This is a genomic window from Ekhidna algicida (assembly GCF_051379705.1).
Classification (GTDB): domain Bacteria; phylum Bacteroidota; class Bacteroidia; order Cytophagales; family Cyclobacteriaceae; genus Ekhidna.
The window spans coordinates 2,642,410-2,658,506 of sequence record NZ_CP179868.1 but is presented as its reverse complement, the minus strand read 5'-3'; the positions used below and the strand labels follow the sequence as shown (position 1 = coordinate 2,658,506).

The window sequence follows — 16,097 nt, the reverse complement described above, 5'->3', positions numbered from 1 at the left end:
AATTATAATTCTAGTGTGAGTACGATGAGAAATGAATCAACCGAATCGTGCATTTCAAGTGAATGTTTTTCCGGGTACAGTAGCTCCAACCTTCGCTGGACATTCTTTAACCCAATACCCTGCTTATAGTTGAACTGGTCATCTCTTTCCTCATGCTTACTTTTACTGTTTTCAACCTTTAAGGTTAATTTTTCTTCCTTCAGCTCAAGGTCTATGCTAACCCATGCTTCATCCATTTCTTCGCTTACTCCATGCTTGAAGCTATTTTCCACAAAAGGAAGCAACATCAGTGGAGCAACTCGCATACCACCTGCATTGCCCAAAATATTGAACGAAATATTTAATCGGTCGCCATATCGTATTTGCTCAAGCGAGATGTAGTCATTGAGCAGCTTTATTTCTTTTTCAATCAGTACTTGATCGGCTGTGCATTCATATAGCATGTAATTGAGTAAATCCGAAAGTTTCAGTACCACTTCCGGCGCATCCTTAGATTTCTTAAGCGTGAGTGCGTATAGGTTGTTTAGCGTATTGAAAAGGAAATGTGGATGAACTTGTGCCTTGAGAAAATTAAGTTCAGCTTTCAGCTTTTCTTCCACCAACTGCTGATTGGATTTTTGCTCTCGATACCAATACTTGAACCACTTTATCACAATCGCCAAGACCAGAACCGGGTAGACTTTGGTGGTGTTCTTGAGCATCTTTCCGAAATTTATTAAAGCAGGAGTGTAATCGTCCTCTGACCAAAAAATCGGTTCTTGTACCAAAACATAATTAAACCAATGCAGGGCACTGAAAGAAAGTATAAGTAAAACCAGATAGGTGATAAACTCGACATACCTTTCCTTAAAGAGGTATCTGGGCATCAAAAAATAAAGCGTGAAATACACTGCAGGTATTTGCAGAATCGCATCAGTCAGCTGAATTAAATACTGCCTGCCATATTGCTCTTCAAAGCTTCCATAAACCAATGAGAAAAAGCTGATGAAAACGACCCAGAAGACCAAATGCCATACAATACGCGGCGGCTTAAACAAAATATCTTCCAGTTTTATCCTACTCATAATTCATACCTAAACGCCCAAACTTATGAATTCCGTTTCAAATCTGATTCCAGATCGACAAACAACCATCCAATTCTGCCAAACAACCAACAAGCACCCCTAAGCTGCATTAGACATATTAAATGTGCACTACACAAGGTGGTTTCGGGTGTACAGCTAAAAAGCAGTCAATAGGACAACTAAGCATCAGCATGCGGGTATACGAACTCAAACTCAACTACCATGTCCAAGCTAATTTTGTCAATTCTTGCTTTGCTTATTTCCGCACAGATCATAGCTCAGGAGACTCGCCAGGACTTTCGCTACTCCATCAACAAAAGCAAAGTGGCAATAAACATAGACGGTGATGAAAATGATCCGGCTTGGACAAGTGTCAATCACATTCCCAATTTCATTAACCATTGGCCTGTAGATTCCGGACAAGCCGACGCCCTTACTCATGTCAAAGTCACCTACGATGATGAGTTTCTCTACATACTGGCAATATGCTATGATAACGGCAGTCGCGTAGTGCAATCGCTACGTAGGGATGATGATGACGGGCATTGGAACAGCGACAACTTCACGTTGGTAATCGACCCGATGAATAATAGGCAAAACGGCTTCATGTTTGGTGTCAATGCAGGAGGTTCACAGATAGAAGCACAGCTCAATGTCAATGGGCCAAGAACTCGGTATGATCAAAACTGGGACAACAAATGGTATTCGACGGTCAGAAGCTATTCCGATCACTGGACTGTGGAGATGGCAATACCTTTTAAAACACTTCGATATGCTCCCAATCAATCTGAATGGGGAATCAACTTCATACGAGGTGACATGGAACGAAACATTTATTCCACATGGACTCAGTTTCCACTTAACTATGGAGGTATAGATCTCAACTTCATGGGCACATTGGATTGGGATGAAAGCCCTAAAAAAGCAAGTGGCAAAGTGGTTCTTATCCCGTATTTGTCTGGTGGCACGCAGCGAGACTTTGAGGAAGAAGAACAAAGAAGCTACGAGAAAAGCTCTGATGTAGGACTGGATGCTAAAGTAGCGATTACCGGATCGCTAAATCTCGACCTTACGGTTAATCCTGACTTTTCTAATGTGGACGTTGATCAACAGGTGACTAACCTGTCACGATTTAGCATCTTTTTCCCTGAGCGAAGAAACTTCTTTCTTGAAAATGGGGACATCTTTTCCAATTTCGGAAGCTGGCAGATTTCGCCATTTTTCAGCCGTAGAATTGGCTTGATAGATGGCGAGCAAGTACCTATTCTATATGGTGCAAGACTTACAGGAAACGTGTCTAAGAAAACCAGGATCGGGGTACTAAATGTTCAAACGAATGAGTTTGATTCAATCGCCGCTCAAAACTACTCTGTTGCGGCAGTACATCAGCAAGTACTCGACCGATCAGTAATCAAAGCCATTTTTATAAATAGAGAAGCAAGCGGGAATTTAGCTGAGGGCCAGTTTGCCAGAAATGGTGGACTAGAGTTTGCCTACTTATCCAACAACGGGAAATTTGGCAACACAGTAAGGTATCACACCGCATTTACACCTGAAGATCTTAAAGACAATCATTTTTATGGATTCGGCGGAAACTACAATAGCCGAAAATTACGCGCCGGATGGACATTTGATGTGGTAGGAGAAAACTACATCACAGAGCTTGGCTTCAATCCAAGAATTGAAAACTACAATGCTGAAACTGAAGAAACAGAGAGAAGAGGATATACACGTATAAATCCGTGGACTGTCTACCGCTTTTTCCCTAAGTCAGGTGTTATCAACCAGCATGGTCCACGAACCTGGCACATGGTATGGCTCAACCCAGACGGAGGAGGATTAAATGAGCGGTCACATGGCTATGCATATGATTTCGATTTTAAGAATACATCGTCCATCAATTTCCAAGCACAGGATCGAGAGGTAAACCTCCCCGTTCCGACTTCTTTACTTGGCGATGACTTTTCCCCACTTCCGGTTGGAAATTATCACTTTGCTACTTACTGGATAAACTACAATACCGACAGAAGAAAGAAGCTGGGTTTAAACTTCCGGGTTCAATACGGTGAGTTCTTCAATGGTGAAAGATGGAACAGTGCAACTACACTAAACTTCCGAACACAGCCATGGGGCAACTTCAGTGTCACCTACAATTACAACAAGGTGAATCTTCCCGGAGAATACGGACAAGCCAATTTGCATCTGTTTAGAACCAACGCCCAAATCAGTTTTTCAAATTCGATGTTTCTAACCTCAGCCATTCAGTTCAATTCGCAAAGTGAGAATTACAACTTCTTCACACGGTTCCAATGGAGGTATCGTCCAATGTCCGATCTATTTATCGTATACACAGACAATTACGAGATGGATAATCTGGGTCTCAAAAATCGTCAGGTAGTATTTAAGCTTACGTATTGGTTGAATTTATAGCAGAGACCATCCTATCCTTACCATGCATATCCTTATGGATGTGCATAGCTTTGTATCCTTTTTTATCAAGGTATTCCACTACTGGGTCTGCATATTTTTCGTGTATCTCAAAATACAGTTTCCCTCCTTTTTTTAAACTTTTGAGTCCGACCTCCGCTATTCGTTTGTAGAAAATAATTGGATCCTGGTTCGGCACAAAGAGTGCTACCTCAGGCTCATACTGCAGTACATTTTCTCTCATTTCAAGTTGGTCCGCCATAGGAATATATGGTGGATTGCTTACCAGTATATCTAACTCATCTACAGGTAGATTTTCTGCTAGAACGTCACTTTTAAGCAAAGTTACTCTTGATTCAAGTGCGGCTATATTTTTCCCGGCGATAGCAAGAGCGTCCTCAGAAACATCAGTACCAAACACTTTTACTCCCAGCTCCAAAGAAAGTGTGATAGCGATGCAGCCAGACCCCACACCTACCTCCAGGATTCGAGGCTGGTCAATACTATTTTCTTTAATTATCAGCTCACATAATTCCTCCGTTTCCGGCCTGGGAATCAATGCTCCCTGTGCTATGGACAACTTCCTGCTGTAGAAATCAGCTACTCCTGTCACATATTGTATTGGCTCACTTTTTAGCAGCCTATCTACTATTTCATCAAGCTGACTTTGCGATATCTTTTTTGATTCAGAGGTTAGTATATCAGTTCTGGTAACATTGAATACATCCTCGAAAAGCAGGTAACTTATGTTTTCTGCCTCGCGTGGTTCGTAAATTTTTTCCAGTTGTTTCGCTGTTTCTTGCCAGATTTGCTTGACATTTTGCATCACAAAGCGAAACTACACATTCAATGGATGATAGTCTATATATGAAACGAGCCCTTGAGTTGGCTGCCCTCGGACGGGGACATGTTTCGCCCAACCCAATGGTTGGCTGTGTCATCGTGCATCAAGATAAAATTGTCGGAGAAGGATATCATCAAAAGTATGGCGAGGCTCATGCTGAAGTCAATGCGATAAAAGACGTCAAAGATCAATCCATACTTCCGGCGTGTACAGCGTACGTAACGCTAGAACCATGTGCTCATCATGGAAAAACTCCTCCTTGTGCCGATCTTTTAATTGAGAAAAAACTAAAACGAGTAGTTATCGCTTGCAGAGATCCATTTGATCAAGTGGATGGTAAAGGCATGGAGAAACTAAAAAATGCCGGGATTGAAGTAAGCCTGGGAGTCTTACAAGACGAAGCAGAGCACCTTAATCGACGGTTTTTCACCTCAATAAAAAATCAGCGTCCATATGTGATCTTGAAATGGGCTCAAACTTTGGATGGATTTGTGGCTCGAGAAAACTATGACTCCAAATGGATCAGCAATTCTTCATCTCGACAATTGGTACATAAATGGAGGACCGAAGAAGATGCCATTCTTGTGGGCAAGAATACCGCGCACTATGACAACCCGACGCTAACCGCACGTGAATGGAGCGGTCGTAATCCAACCAGGATATTGCTTGACAGCAATTTGGAAATAAAAAAGACCAGCAACCTTTTCAACGAAGACGCTCCTACTCTTGTCCTCAATTCTTTGAAAGAAGAAAAAAAGAAAAACATCGAATGGATCAAGACGGAGATGAACAACCCATGGAGTGTCCTTCGAAAACTGCATGAGCAAAACATTCAGTCTGTAATCATAGAAGGTGGTTCTCAAGTTTTGAACTCTTTTATCAATGAAAATTGTTGGGATGAAGCTCGGGTATTTATCACGGATGAAGCATTCTTAAGTGGTATTCCAGCACCTAAAATAGAAGGTATTGCTTCTGAAGAAGAAGTGATTTTTAACGATAAATTAATTACCTATAGAAATAATCATGGCTGAAGATTTGACCATCCTGCAAGATGCGGATAAAGAAAAAAGATACCAATCGCTGATTCCTCAGATAGAAGGTCTGCTATATGGTGAGCAAAACCTTGTTGCCAATCTAGCCAATATTGCAGCAGCTTTGAAGGAAGGAATGGGCTTCTTCTGGGTAGGATTCTATCTTGTAGATTCAGCAGATGAATTGGTGCTTGGTCCATTTCAAGGACCTGTAGCATGCACACGAATACGAAAGGGAAAAGGTGTATGTGGAGCTAGCTGGGAGCAAGAGCAGACATTGATCGTTCCAAATGTGGATGAGTTTCCCGGGCATATTGCCTGTGCTTCTGCTTCAAAATCAGAGATTGTAATACCGATTCGAAAAGAAGGTAAAGTCATTGGTGTGTTAGATGTAGATAGTGATCAGCTAAGCGATTTTGATGAAACTGATAAAACCTTCCTAACTCAAATCATTGATTTGCTTGGATAATGACAAACGGCACGGACTGATGAAAGACAGCTCCACCGTCGGTAACTCCAGTTACATTGAAATAATAGTTGCCTGACTCTAGGGAAGTATGGAACGAAATCGATGTTGAATCTCCTTTTTTTAATTGTACACTGGGTTTGTAAAGTAATAGGGATGAAAAGGATACCTCACCTCCATTAATTTCTACTTCCTCTGTGAGCGGTTTATCGATTCCTTTTAATCGCACAATATTCCCTGAAGCAGGAGGCATCAAATCTTTATCCACCGTGTTGATTTCAATAAGTCCGCCATTGCCGGCCTGAAAATATGTTCTCAGCTTCTTAAATGAAGCAATCACTCCTATTGACTCAACTTGATCTACCTCTATGTCCAAAACAAAATCGTAATCATAGGTAGGAATTCCATTGATAAAGATCAAAGGTGGAACCTTGAGTTTTGTCGTACTCTCAAGCGCATACATTCCAAAGGTATTTTTTCTAACATGAACTTTTGGAACGATATCATTGAACACCTGAAACATAGTGCCTGAGGTGAATTCTGCAGGTCGTACCTGCCTATCATAAAATTGGCTGTAATTGACTACTTCATCCGAATTGATGTCCGTAAAATCCAATGGACTAAATGCGTCATTTATGACTGTATTCACTAGTTCTCTTTTTGCTGATACAGTCTCAGAACTCTGTAGAGCAGCTTCATTACATCCGAAGGATTCTAGATCAACCTGAATCTTATGATGAATCTGCGGAGAGAGTGAAAGAAATACCGCATCAAAGAAAGGAAGCGAGACATCTACATCCAGCTCGAAGTATCCTTCATCATCGCTTTGCCCTGTATAAAAATCATTTACCATCGGCACCACCATCATGAAAGAATGCCGAGTCAGCAAATTACCATCTACATCTTTTATAAAACCTCGAACTGCTAGACCTTCTTTTCTACTTTCTTCAGACCGTGGTTTGCCTGTCGATAGCACGTGGGATTTTGGTCTCCTGTTGGTTATCGATACGTTCATGGTTGACCACTCAAATGTATTCGATGAGGTGATTTTCGCAATCGCTGTTTGTGCAGTCCCCAATGTATCGCTCAGCTCAACCGCTATAAAATCACTATCCTCATTATTGATGTCAATTATTTCTTTCGTAGGGTTTTCATCATCTCGCTTATTGATACGAATAGGTATGGATCCAATGCTCTCATACTGATTCCATATTTGAAGAGAATAAACTCTGGAACTTAGTTTTTCAGGTAGTTGAAACCTCAGCGTCGCAATGCCATCCTGCATTTGCACGTTCCCCTGGATAATGGATTGGCCTCCATGACACATCATCATAGTGATGACCTCAGAATTATCTGCGCCACTTTTTAATACATTAACGTTCATCTCCTCACCTGAGAAATAAAATGATTGATCAGTAATGAGATGATACTGCCCCTGCGCCCGCACCAATAACACGGCAACAAATAATATAGTAGTGAAAACTGCTTTCATTGATCTTCCCAGTAAAGTGGTCGCTGGGTATATGCTCCTGGAAAGCTTGCGCAATCGAAGCAATAATTCGGTGGAAACCCAGGTCCACCAACTCTACTACAAATGTCAAAAGGCTCAGGTGCATCTACGTTCGACGGATAAACAAAAATTCTTGATTCCTCTTTTCCGTATGCCCCAAAATATCCAAGCACCGTTTGATTAGAATTAGCGACATTCCGGATGTTTCCAAATATTTGGAATGGTTGAGGATCAAACACGGAACCGGTAGAACTTCGCTGCTGATTGATTTTAAAATGGAAATCATGAGCTTCCTCTGACATACTGTAGAGGATTGCATTTAAGGAAAATGCAGATTTGAATCTAACGTCAAACAATAGCTCCCCAACAGTCACTTCGGAGGTAGATACAACGTTCACCGATTCATTTGTTAGGACACTCGAAAAACCGTTATTCTGTCCATCAATGTAGCAATCATAAGGTGTTTGAGTCAACACTGTTTTGTACTCATAGGTGCTTTCCCAGCTTATCGCAGCATAGCTATTTTGAGTTGCATAATCCACATCACACAAAAATTCTACCGTGGGATTTCTTAAAACAACGCCATCATCTGTGATTGTTTCTCTTACACTTTGTTGAAAGTATACTGAACTAAAACTTGATTTTGTTGGAATAAGCTGAGGTGTTGACTGAAAAGTATTTTCCTCTATATCCACCGTCAGCGTATAGGATCGTCCTACTTGTCCACTGAAGAAAAATGGAGTTTCATACCTTCCGGGTTCTGATCTGTTAAGATTAGTCACATTTCCTAAGTCATCGGTAATTGTAACTACGGCATTTTGCACCTTTTCAAATATGACTATTTCATCATTTGTGAAAGGTTGTGATTTTGAGATATTCACTACGTGCGGGCCATTATCGTCGGTAATGAATCCATCAATGACCAAGTATTCATCCGTGGACTGAAAGTCTAGTTCGATTGGCTCCTGGCATCCAACAAAAATGAAGAAGATATATTTCAAATATCGTCGCATCAGTTAATTCTCAAGTTGTATGAAATGGAGGGAAACATTCGGCCGAGTACCGACAGCTTATAAGCAGTAGGCGAGCTGGTCGCCCTTTCGCCAATAAAAACGGAATATGCATTTCTTCTACCGTAAACATTGTAGAAGGATAGAATCCATCGCCCTTTTAGCTTTTTATCTTTCTTGTTTGACTCTTCTAGCGTGAGCGAGATGTCGAGTCTATGATAATCTGGGATCCGGTATTGATTTCGTTCGGAGAAATGAGTGACCAGCACTCCGTTAGAAATATACTTCACATCAGGGCCGGTGAATGGTATTCCGGAGTTATACGTAAAATTCATCCCGAGTTGAAGTCTCTTATCTAGTTGATAGTTGGTAGCCAATACAAACTTATGAGGCCTGTCATTTTCAGAAGGATAATACTTTCCTCCATTGATGGTTTCGTCAGCGTGCAAGCCCTGAATTCTTTTCTCAGTTTTCGACAGTGAGTAACTCATCCAACCAACCAATCTTCCTTTTACTTTTTTCACCAAAACTTCAGCTCCGCGTGCCCTTCCGTCACCGCTTAGAATTGCTTGCTCTGGAAAGGAATTCAAGAAAATGGTTGTTGCATTTTTGTAATCAATGATGTTTTCAAGCTTTCGATAATAGATTTCAAATGACGTTTCAAAAGCTCCGTTCTTACTATTTCTAAAGAAGCCAACTGATACTTGATCGTTTCTGAATGGTTCATAGAATGTATCACTCGCCTTCCATACTTCAATCGGGGTGATTGAACTTGAATTGGATAATGAATGGATGTATTGATGCATTCTATTAAAGCTCAGTTTGACACTGTTTTGTGAATTGAGCTTATAGCCAACCGATAGTCTGGGCTCAAAATTGAATTGATCCGCAATCACTTCACCTGGTGAATAGAATCGTGTAGATTCCAATGATTCTGGTGTTCTAGCACTACCATCCTCATATATACCAACCTCTCGCTGACCTAAATATTGATAGAGGTTTACTCTCAGGCCATACTCCAAAGAAATGCGATCATTCGAGAGCTCATGCTCATTGTGGCCATAGATAGCATGGACTCTCAACTGCTCTTGTTGCGGAGTATCCATACCTGCTAGTACGTCAGCTTGAGATTCGAAAGTCCCGGGATCAATGGTTTGGTTAGATAGTTTATATCCAGTTGTCAACTTAATATTGGAGCGAGGCTCCCAAAAAACTTTTGCTTCTATTGACTGATCTTTGATGCCATTTTTCAGCCGATAGTTCATGTCTGGAGCCTGTCCATTAATTAAAAAAGAATACTCTGAGATTCCTGCAATCAGACGAGTTGATAGATTCTGATTAAAAAAATGGTCCCAATTCAAATTGAAGGAAGTGGAAATCCAACTATAGGAGGTGTCTGACTGAAATTTGAATTCATCAAAGCTGCGATAGCCTGATATAGAAACTTTGTCAGAACTTCCTATTCTAGTCGACCATTTAGCATTGAAATCATTGAATTGTCCTTCGCTTTTACTTACCTGTATATTCTTTTGCCTTTTTAATATCCATGAAGTATAAGATATTCTGCCGGCCACAAGTAGGCTGCTTTTATTCTTTATCAAGGGAACCTCAGCGGAAATCTTACTTGAAATCAACCCAATGCCTAAACCAAGTGAGGGTTTAGTAAAAGACGGTTCTTTTGAGCTTATGTCAAAAACAGATGAGGCTCTTTCACCAAAATAAGCCGGTATCCCACTCTTGTATAGAGTAGCCGAGCCAATAACCTCAGAGTTAATATTGGAAAAGAAACCAAAAAGATGCGATGAATTGTAAATGGTAGAGCCATCCAAAAGCAATAGGTTCTGATCATTATCTGAACCTCTTACATTGAAGCCCTGTGTGCCTTCTCCACCGGTTGAGACTCCGGGAAGGAGCGTCACACTTTTGATCACATCAACCTCTCCATACAGTGAAGGTAATTTTTTTACAATCTCCATTGAGATGGTATTTGTCCCCATTTTAGCTCCTTCTACATTTTCTTCTACCCTGTTGGCGCTCACTGTGACTTCTGCCAACTGAGTCAATGATTCAAATAAATCGATGTTTGCTTCTCCATTGGATTTCACCAAAATCTTAAATTCTGAATCGCTAAAACCTAAATAAGAAGACTTAATTGTATAGAGGCCCGGTGGTACGCGAAATATTACTTCACCATTAGCGTCTGAAGTGTTTCCCTCTTCAAGCTCTTCTAAAAATACCTGCACACCAATTAACTGCGATTGATCTGTTCCGTTTACAGTCTTCAAAATCACCTCACAGATTTTGTCAGTGGTTGGTCCCGAATCAATCACTATGACATTATCGCCATATTGATCGATAAGATTTTTCTCATCTACATAGAGCATCGGATTTTTCGGAATGATGATGATGTAACTCTCCCGGATGACAACAGAAAGCCCGTTTTCATTGGCAATTCGATTCAATAGCACCTGAATGTCTGCTTCTTTGGGAGTATAGGTTATACCCTGAATCCACTGGTCTTTATAAAATAATTTGTAGTCAGAATGCGTCTCCAAAGAGTCCAGCAGAGAAATGAATGAGCCTTTTTCGGGCTGCTGAGATACAGCCGAATAAGCAATTAAGAGTAAGAAAAATTGTAAAAAAACTCTCACATGGCGAATATATATGATTGAACTTTCAATGAGTATATGTTTAAATATGTTAATATCAGCATGTAAACCCCCAGTATACTGATGCCATGAGCACATAGATGGCTATTTTTGCACCGTGTCAGACAAGGTGAAAATAAGGCTGAGCTTTCTCGGAGCAATAATCTGCTGGCTGTTGTTTACAGGCTCCAGCATTTATCTATTGCTTGTACAGAGCTACGACATGAAGGTGGATTTCTCCAACTTCTTTCCTCAGCTATGTTTCACTGGTTTTGTCATATCGACATTTGTTTACTACCGATACATTATTACAAAGGCCGATAGCCTCAACTTCACAGACCTGCTTTGGAAAGTATTCATCACAGGATTGATCACTACGCTTGTTTCCCTTGCCATTCAGCTTTTCTTCTCAATTTTCGCTCGAACCACACTCGTTGAGAGTCCGCTTACCATTAACTTTTTCTACAACATCCTCGTGGGGCTTGTAGTCATTTTTATGGTCTCTACTTTGGTGGTTTGGAAGAGATTGATCCTCTACCAGAAATCTAAGAATCTATTAAAGCTCTGGAGCTTTTTTGAAATTGCTCTTGTCGCCTCATTACTGTTTGATTTTTTGGGCATCCAATTCAGCGATTTATACTTTCAGCTCGCATTAGTCATCCTGGGTTTGTTTTCCATCATACTTGTCTTCAACCTTAAATGGGTAGCCTACCTCAATTTTAAGCAAAAGTGGAAGGGCATTTTGTTCATCCTATTATCTGGAATCTATCTGTATCACTTCCTATTAAAGCTAAGCTGGTTTGTTGCTACAGATATGGTGATCATGAACCTGCTTGATCGGGCATTTATCCTCGGACTTTTTGCATTTCTTTTTCTATATGCCGTCATCTCAATCCTTGTAACATTATTTAACCTTCCCACTTCTTCTGTTTTTGAACAAAAGCTAAAAGAAGCACTTGATTTCCAAAAGCTGAGTCAATCCATACCTAGAGGAGAAACAAAAGATCAGACGTATGAGATTCTATTGGAAAGTTCGATGAGTGCAGTCTTTGCGGATGCTGCCTGGTTAGAAGTGCAGGAAGAGGGAGGAATTACACAGGTAATCAGAAACCTCAAAGATGAAGAAGTAGATGAAATCAAATCAACGATTAAAAGTGAAACCATAAAAGCAATTTTAAGGCTCGAACTTAAAAACGAAGCAAACCCTGGTAAACTGACCGATGACCTAAAGCATTCTAAATATAAATCGATTATTGCTCTGCCAATAATGGTGCAAAACAAGCAGATTGGCTTTATCGTATTACTCAACGAGGTGTCCGAAGCGTTCAACCGAGAAATGGTGAACATCATTACCACATTTGTCAATCAGGCAAGTGTGTCGCTCGAGAATCTTTCGTTGATCCAGGAGTCCATCGAAAACGAACGATATAAAGAGCAATTAAAGATTGCTAAGAACGTCCAAAAAAGCCTGCTTCCAAAGGAGCTGGTCAACAATGATCATCTCACCGTTTCGGCATATTCAATGGCTGCCGATGAGGTGGGTGGAGATTATTACGATATACTGGAATATCGAGAAAATAGGTTTGGTCTGATCATAGGTGATGTATCAGGAAAAGGGACCAGCGCTGCCTTTCAAATGGCTCAAATGAAGGGTATTTTTCATAGCTTGGCCAACCAAGGCATCTCACCTTCAGATTTCAACAAAAAAGCAAATTTAGCTTTGAGTCATTGCCTTGAAAGATCATCCTTTATTACCTCAACATATTTTGATATAAACACAGAGGAAAACATACTTACCTTTTCACGTGCCGGCCACTGTCCAAGCCTGTTCTACTGCAAGAATGAGAATTCAGTAGACTACCTCAAATGCGACGGCATGGGATTAGGAATGGTAAGAAACTCGAGCTATGAAGATTACGTTCATAGCAATACGGTGAGCTATCATGCTGGTGATACGCTGCTTTTATATACAGATGGAATCACAGAGGCAAAAAATCAAGAAGAAGAACAGTTTGGTAGCGATCGTCTAAAAGAATCTTTTACCGCCCATGCCTCAAAAGAACCCGACCAAGTAAAGGAAGGAATTAAAAATGACCTCTCTCAATTTATAGGAGAGATGATTATTGATGATGATTATACTTTGGTAGTAGTCCAATTTAAAGACAAGAAAAATGGCTGAGATAAGCACCGAAAATAAAGATGGAATCCACTTCATAGCTGTGAATGGAGAAATAGACGCAGGCTCAAGTATTTACCTTGATAATGCATTGAAAGAAGCAATGGACAATGGAGAGAAGAAAATTGTTGCCGATTTGTCGGGACTGGACTATATCTCATCAGCAGGCTTAGGCGTATTTATCTCCTATTTGGATGAATTTAAACTGCAAAATATTGAACTCGCGCTATTTGGAATAAACGAAACTGTAAAACAAGTATTTGATATACTCGGTTTAGAGAAACTATTAACCATAGAAAACACAAAAGAAGAGGCGATCAAATCGTTGGATGAGTAAACAATTAACCATAGGATGCAATAAAGATGAACTGGTGAGGATTCGCCAGTTTACATCAGATATGCTGGACGAACACAAGGTTCCCGATCTCCAGGCACATAAACTTGTACTGGCTGTTGATGAAGTATGTGCTAACCTCATCATTCATGCCAATGATTGTAATCCTGATAGTAGAATTGAGTTTAATATTGAATTTAAGCCGAAACAAATTGTATTCACATTTAAAGATCGTGGAACGGGCTTTGATATAAATGAATACGAATCTCCCTCAATGGAAGAGCTAATATCTACTCGCAGACAAGGTGGGCTAGGGCTAATGTTGGTGAAAAGAATAATGGACAAAATTGAGTTCTCTACTGAAAAGAATCACAATATTTGCAGGCTTATTAAATTGTATCCATAGGTGAGACATATCCTCATTTTCAACATATTACTACTCATACTCAGCAGTTGTCAGTATTTTCAGCCCAAGGAAGAAACTTCCGAGCCTACAATAGCTCGAGTGGGTGACAAAACCTTGGTGGCATCTGATCTCTATGGATTAATTCCTGCAAATCTTACCTCAACTGATAGTTCTATTTTCGTTGAAAAGTTCATTTTGGACTGGGTAAAAAAACAACTGATGATTGCTAAAGCTGAAGAAGCAATTGACTTTAATGAAGCACGAATCCAGCAAAGAGTATTGGATTATCAGTACGCACTCATGGTACATGAGTTAGAAAAAAAACATATTGATGCTAACCTGAATGAAGAGGTAAGTGAAAGTGAAATAAATGAATATTATCAGGCAAAATCTGAGAATTTTGTTCTCAGGCAAAATTTGGCGAAATGCATTTATTTCAAAATTCCTGCTAAAGCTCCCAATATTTGGCGTTTCAGGAGAAACTTAAGAAACTATCCTAAAGACACTACCCAGATTTGGGAATACGCCAACGAGCATGCATTAAAAGCTTTCGTAGAAGATTCAGTCTGGGTAAAATTTGATGAAGTATTGCTAGAAACTCCTTTAAAGGATGTAAATGATAAAGTAGCTTTTTTGAAAACAAATAGCTCTATAGAAGCATCTGACGAAGACTATATATACTTCCTCAAAATATTTGAATACAAAGTTGTCGGGGAAATTGCACCGCTTGAGTTTATTAGGGAAAGCGTGGCAGATATCATCATCAACAAACGAAAAATTGCTCTGAAGAAGGAGCTGGAAAAGAAAATTTATGAAGAAGCAGAACAAACAAATGCGTTTGAAATTTTTAGCAATTAGTGCAACTATTCTTTTTTCTCTCTCCGCTGTGGCACAAACAGATGAGGTGGCTATTGATAAGATCATTGCCAAAGTAGACAACTACATCATTTTAAAATCAGAGTTAGAACGATCGTACCTAGACTTTCTTTCAAGAGGGCAAATGCGTGGAAGCAATGCTAAGTGTCAGATTTTGCAACAACTCGTAGTAAACAAGATGCTGATGGCTCAATCTGAGATTGATTCCATATTCGTAGATGATTCTGAGGTAAACTCAAATCTAGATAGAAGAATGTCCGTTATGGCTCAGCAATTTGGAGGAGAAGAGGAGATCGAAAGAGCCTACGGCAAGACTATCGAACAAATTAGATCTGAAATTTTTGATAATATCAAAGAGCAGTTGACTATTCAACGAATGCAATCAGAACTTACTTCATCTCTAAAGGTAACTCCGTCGGAGGTTAAGAAATTCTTCAAGAATATTCCACAAGATTCACTACCCTACTTTTCCACGGAAGTATCCATCTCTCAGATAGTGAAAGAAGCAGATCCTGGTAAAACGCAAAAGGATAAGGTTCGAAACCTGATGCTTAGCCTTCGTTCGAGAATTGAAGGCGGTGAGTCATTTGCTGCCCTCGCGAAGCAATATTCTCAAGATCCCGGATCTGCAGCAAATGGTGGTCAGCTTGGATTTTATGGTCGTGGTGAGCTTGCTCCGGAATATGAAGCCGCCGCATTATCTATGCAGCCAGGAGGAATCTCTATGCCTGTAGAGACGCAGTTTGGATTCCATTTAATTCAACTTCAGGAAAAGAGAGGAAATACCTTCAAAACCCGTCATATTCTCATCACACCTCAACCTGATCAAAACGATTACATCAGAGCTGAAAATTTTCTTGACAGCTTAAGAAACAGAATAAATCTAGACAGTATGACTTTTCAATCAGCTGCCAAAGAGCATTCGGATGATCAGCTCACCTCTTCGGCCGGTGGCTTTTTTCAAGATGAAAGTGGCGCTTTGCGCGTAGCAGCTGAAACTCTTGATCCAAACATCTTTTTTACCATTGATACCATGAAGATTGGCAACATCACCAAGCCGATACGGTTTCAAAAGGAAGACGGAAGCTATGCTTACAGAATCATCTATTACAAAGACAAAATAGCTCCTCACCAAGCCAATTTAAATGATGATTATCAAAAAATTGCAGCGGCAACTTTAGCTCAAAAGAAGAATAGCAAAATATCCCTTTGGTTTGATAAAGCAAGAGATAATGTGTTCATAGAAATCGATCCTGAGTACGATTATTGTAACATCGACAACTAGATTTCGATTAAGAGTAGATC

The 16,097-nt window shown here is 40.1% G+C and carries 13 protein-coding genes; 8 read left to right on the top strand and 5 right to left on the bottom strand.

Annotated elements, in window-relative coordinates:
• Window positions 1-2: 2 nt before the first annotated feature.
• Window positions 3-1,064, bottom strand: a complete 1,062-nt coding sequence (locus ACL8WY_RS11675; RefSeq protein ID WP_436514917.1) for a sensor histidine kinase — start codon at window positions 1,062-1,064, stop codon at window positions 3-5.
• A gap of 222 nt (window positions 1,065-1,286) precedes the next feature.
• Between ACL8WY_RS11675 and ACL8WY_RS11670 the strand changes: the two genes are divergently transcribed.
• On the top strand, window positions 1,287-3,494 hold the full coding sequence (locus ACL8WY_RS11670) for a DUF5916 domain-containing protein (RefSeq protein ID WP_436514916.1): 2,208 nt from the start codon (window positions 1,287-1,289) through the stop codon (window positions 3,492-3,494).
• On the opposite strand, the gene prmC is transcribed toward ACL8WY_RS11670, so the two are convergent.
• Window positions 3,472-4,317, bottom strand: a complete 846-nt coding sequence (gene prmC / locus ACL8WY_RS11665; RefSeq protein WP_436514915.1) for a peptide chain release factor N(5)-glutamine methyltransferase — start codon at window positions 4,315-4,317, stop codon at window positions 3,472-3,474. The genes ACL8WY_RS11670 and prmC overlap by 23 nt on opposite strands.
• Before the next feature lie 23 nt (window positions 4,318-4,340).
• On the opposite strand from prmC, the gene ribD reads away from it, so the two are divergent.
• Both ribD and ACL8WY_RS11655 read left to right on the top strand, forming a co-directional pair.
• Window positions 4,341-5,366: a bifunctional diaminohydroxyphosphoribosylaminopyrimidine deaminase/5-amino-6-(5-phosphoribosylamino)uracil reductase RibD gene (ribD, locus tag ACL8WY_RS11660; protein WP_436514913.1), complete on the top strand. Its 1,026-nt coding sequence runs from the start codon at window positions 4,341-4,343 to the stop codon at window positions 5,364-5,366.
• The gene (locus ACL8WY_RS11655) at window positions 5,359-5,835 is read left to right on the top strand and encodes a GAF domain-containing protein (protein WP_436514912.1); all 477 of its coding nucleotides are present in this window, start codon (window positions 5,359-5,361) and stop codon (window positions 5,833-5,835) included. Before ribD ends, ACL8WY_RS11655 begins: the two co-directional genes overlap by 8 nt.
• Here ACL8WY_RS11655 and ACL8WY_RS11650 read toward each other — a convergent pair.
• From ACL8WY_RS11650 to ACL8WY_RS11640, 3 genes are read right to left on the bottom strand one after another with little or no spacing between them, the layout of a single operon-like run.
• Complete coding sequence (locus ACL8WY_RS11650; RefSeq protein WP_436514911.1) at window positions 5,816-7,324, bottom strand: hypothetical protein; 1,509 nt, start codon at window positions 7,322-7,324, stop codon at window positions 5,816-5,818. The two genes, ACL8WY_RS11655 and ACL8WY_RS11650, sit on opposite strands and share 20 nt — an antisense overlap.
• Window positions 7,321-8,355 carry a DUF4249 domain-containing protein gene (locus tag ACL8WY_RS11645; protein WP_436514910.1) on the bottom strand — a complete coding sequence of 345 codons (1,035 nt, stop codon included), beginning with the start codon at window positions 8,353-8,355 and terminating at the stop codon, window positions 7,321-7,323. The genes ACL8WY_RS11650 and ACL8WY_RS11645 overlap by 4 nt, the downstream gene beginning before the upstream one ends.
• Window positions 8,355-11,003 carry a TonB-dependent receptor gene (locus tag ACL8WY_RS11640; protein WP_436514909.1) on the bottom strand — a complete coding sequence of 883 codons (2,649 nt, stop codon included), beginning with the start codon at window positions 11,001-11,003 and terminating at the stop codon, window positions 8,355-8,357. The genes ACL8WY_RS11645 and ACL8WY_RS11640 overlap by 1 nt, the downstream gene beginning before the upstream one ends.
• Before the next feature lie 115 nt (window positions 11,004-11,118).
• Between ACL8WY_RS11640 and ACL8WY_RS11635 the strand changes: the two genes are divergently transcribed.
• The 5 genes from ACL8WY_RS11635 to ACL8WY_RS11615 are packed head-to-tail and all read left to right on the top strand — an operon-like array spanning window position 11,119 to window position 16,077.
• Window positions 11,119-13,179 (top strand): GAF domain-containing SpoIIE family protein phosphatase, encoded by a 2,061-nt coding sequence (locus ACL8WY_RS11635; protein ID WP_436514908.1) that lies wholly within the window; start codon window positions 11,119-11,121, stop codon window positions 13,177-13,179.
• The gene (locus tag ACL8WY_RS11630) at window positions 13,172-13,513 is read left to right on the top strand and encodes an STAS domain-containing protein (RefSeq protein ID WP_436514907.1); all 342 of its coding nucleotides are present in this window, start codon (window positions 13,172-13,174) and stop codon (window positions 13,511-13,513) included. Before ACL8WY_RS11635 ends, ACL8WY_RS11630 begins: the two co-directional genes overlap by 8 nt.
• On the top strand, window positions 13,506-13,916 hold the full coding sequence (locus ACL8WY_RS11625; RefSeq protein ID WP_436514906.1) for an ATP-binding protein: 411 nt from the start codon (window positions 13,506-13,508) through the stop codon (window positions 13,914-13,916). The genes ACL8WY_RS11630 and ACL8WY_RS11625 overlap by 8 nt, the downstream gene beginning before the upstream one ends.
• The gene (locus ACL8WY_RS11620; RefSeq protein WP_436514905.1) at window positions 13,917-14,774 is read left to right on the top strand and encodes a hypothetical protein; all 858 of its coding nucleotides are present in this window, start codon (window positions 13,917-13,919) and stop codon (window positions 14,772-14,774) included.
• Window positions 14,728-16,077 (top strand): foldase protein PrsA, encoded by a 1,350-nt coding sequence (locus tag ACL8WY_RS11615; RefSeq protein WP_436514904.1) that lies wholly within the window; start codon window positions 14,728-14,730, stop codon window positions 16,075-16,077. The genes ACL8WY_RS11620 and ACL8WY_RS11615 overlap by 47 nt, the downstream gene beginning before the upstream one ends.
• Window positions 16,078-16,097 lie beyond the last annotated feature (20 nt).

Coding starts and splice junctions, on each gene's coding strand:
- ACL8WY_RS11675 (WP_436514917.1), bottom strand. CDS start 1,064: ATGAGTAGGATAAAACTGGAAGATATTTTGTTTAAGCCGCCGCGTATT.
- ACL8WY_RS11670 (WP_436514916.1), top strand. CDS start 1,287: ATGTCCAAGCTAATTTTGTCAATTCTTGCTTTGCTTATTTCCGCACAG.
- prmC (WP_436514915.1), bottom strand. CDS start 4,317: ATGCAAAATGTCAAGCAAATCTGGCAAGAAACAGCGAAACAACTGGAA.
- ribD (WP_436514913.1), top strand. CDS start 4,341: ATGGATGATAGTCTATATATGAAACGAGCCCTTGAGTTGGCTGCCCTC.
- ACL8WY_RS11655 (WP_436514912.1), top strand. CDS start 5,359: ATGGCTGAAGATTTGACCATCCTGCAAGATGCGGATAAAGAAAAAAGA.
- ACL8WY_RS11650 (WP_436514911.1), bottom strand. CDS start 7,324: ATGAAAGCAGTTTTCACTACTATATTATTTGTTGCCGTGTTATTGGTG.
- ACL8WY_RS11645 (WP_436514910.1), bottom strand. CDS start 8,355: ATGCGACGATATTTGAAATATATCTTCTTCATTTTTGTTGGATGCCAG.
- ACL8WY_RS11630 (WP_436514907.1), top strand. CDS start 13,172: ATGGCTGAGATAAGCACCGAAAATAAAGATGGAATCCACTTCATAGCT.
- ACL8WY_RS11625 (WP_436514906.1), top strand. CDS start 13,506: ATGAGTAAACAATTAACCATAGGATGCAATAAAGATGAACTGGTGAGG.
- ACL8WY_RS11615 (WP_436514904.1), top strand. CDS start 14,728: ATGAAGAAGCAGAACAAACAAATGCGTTTGAAATTTTTAGCAATTAGT.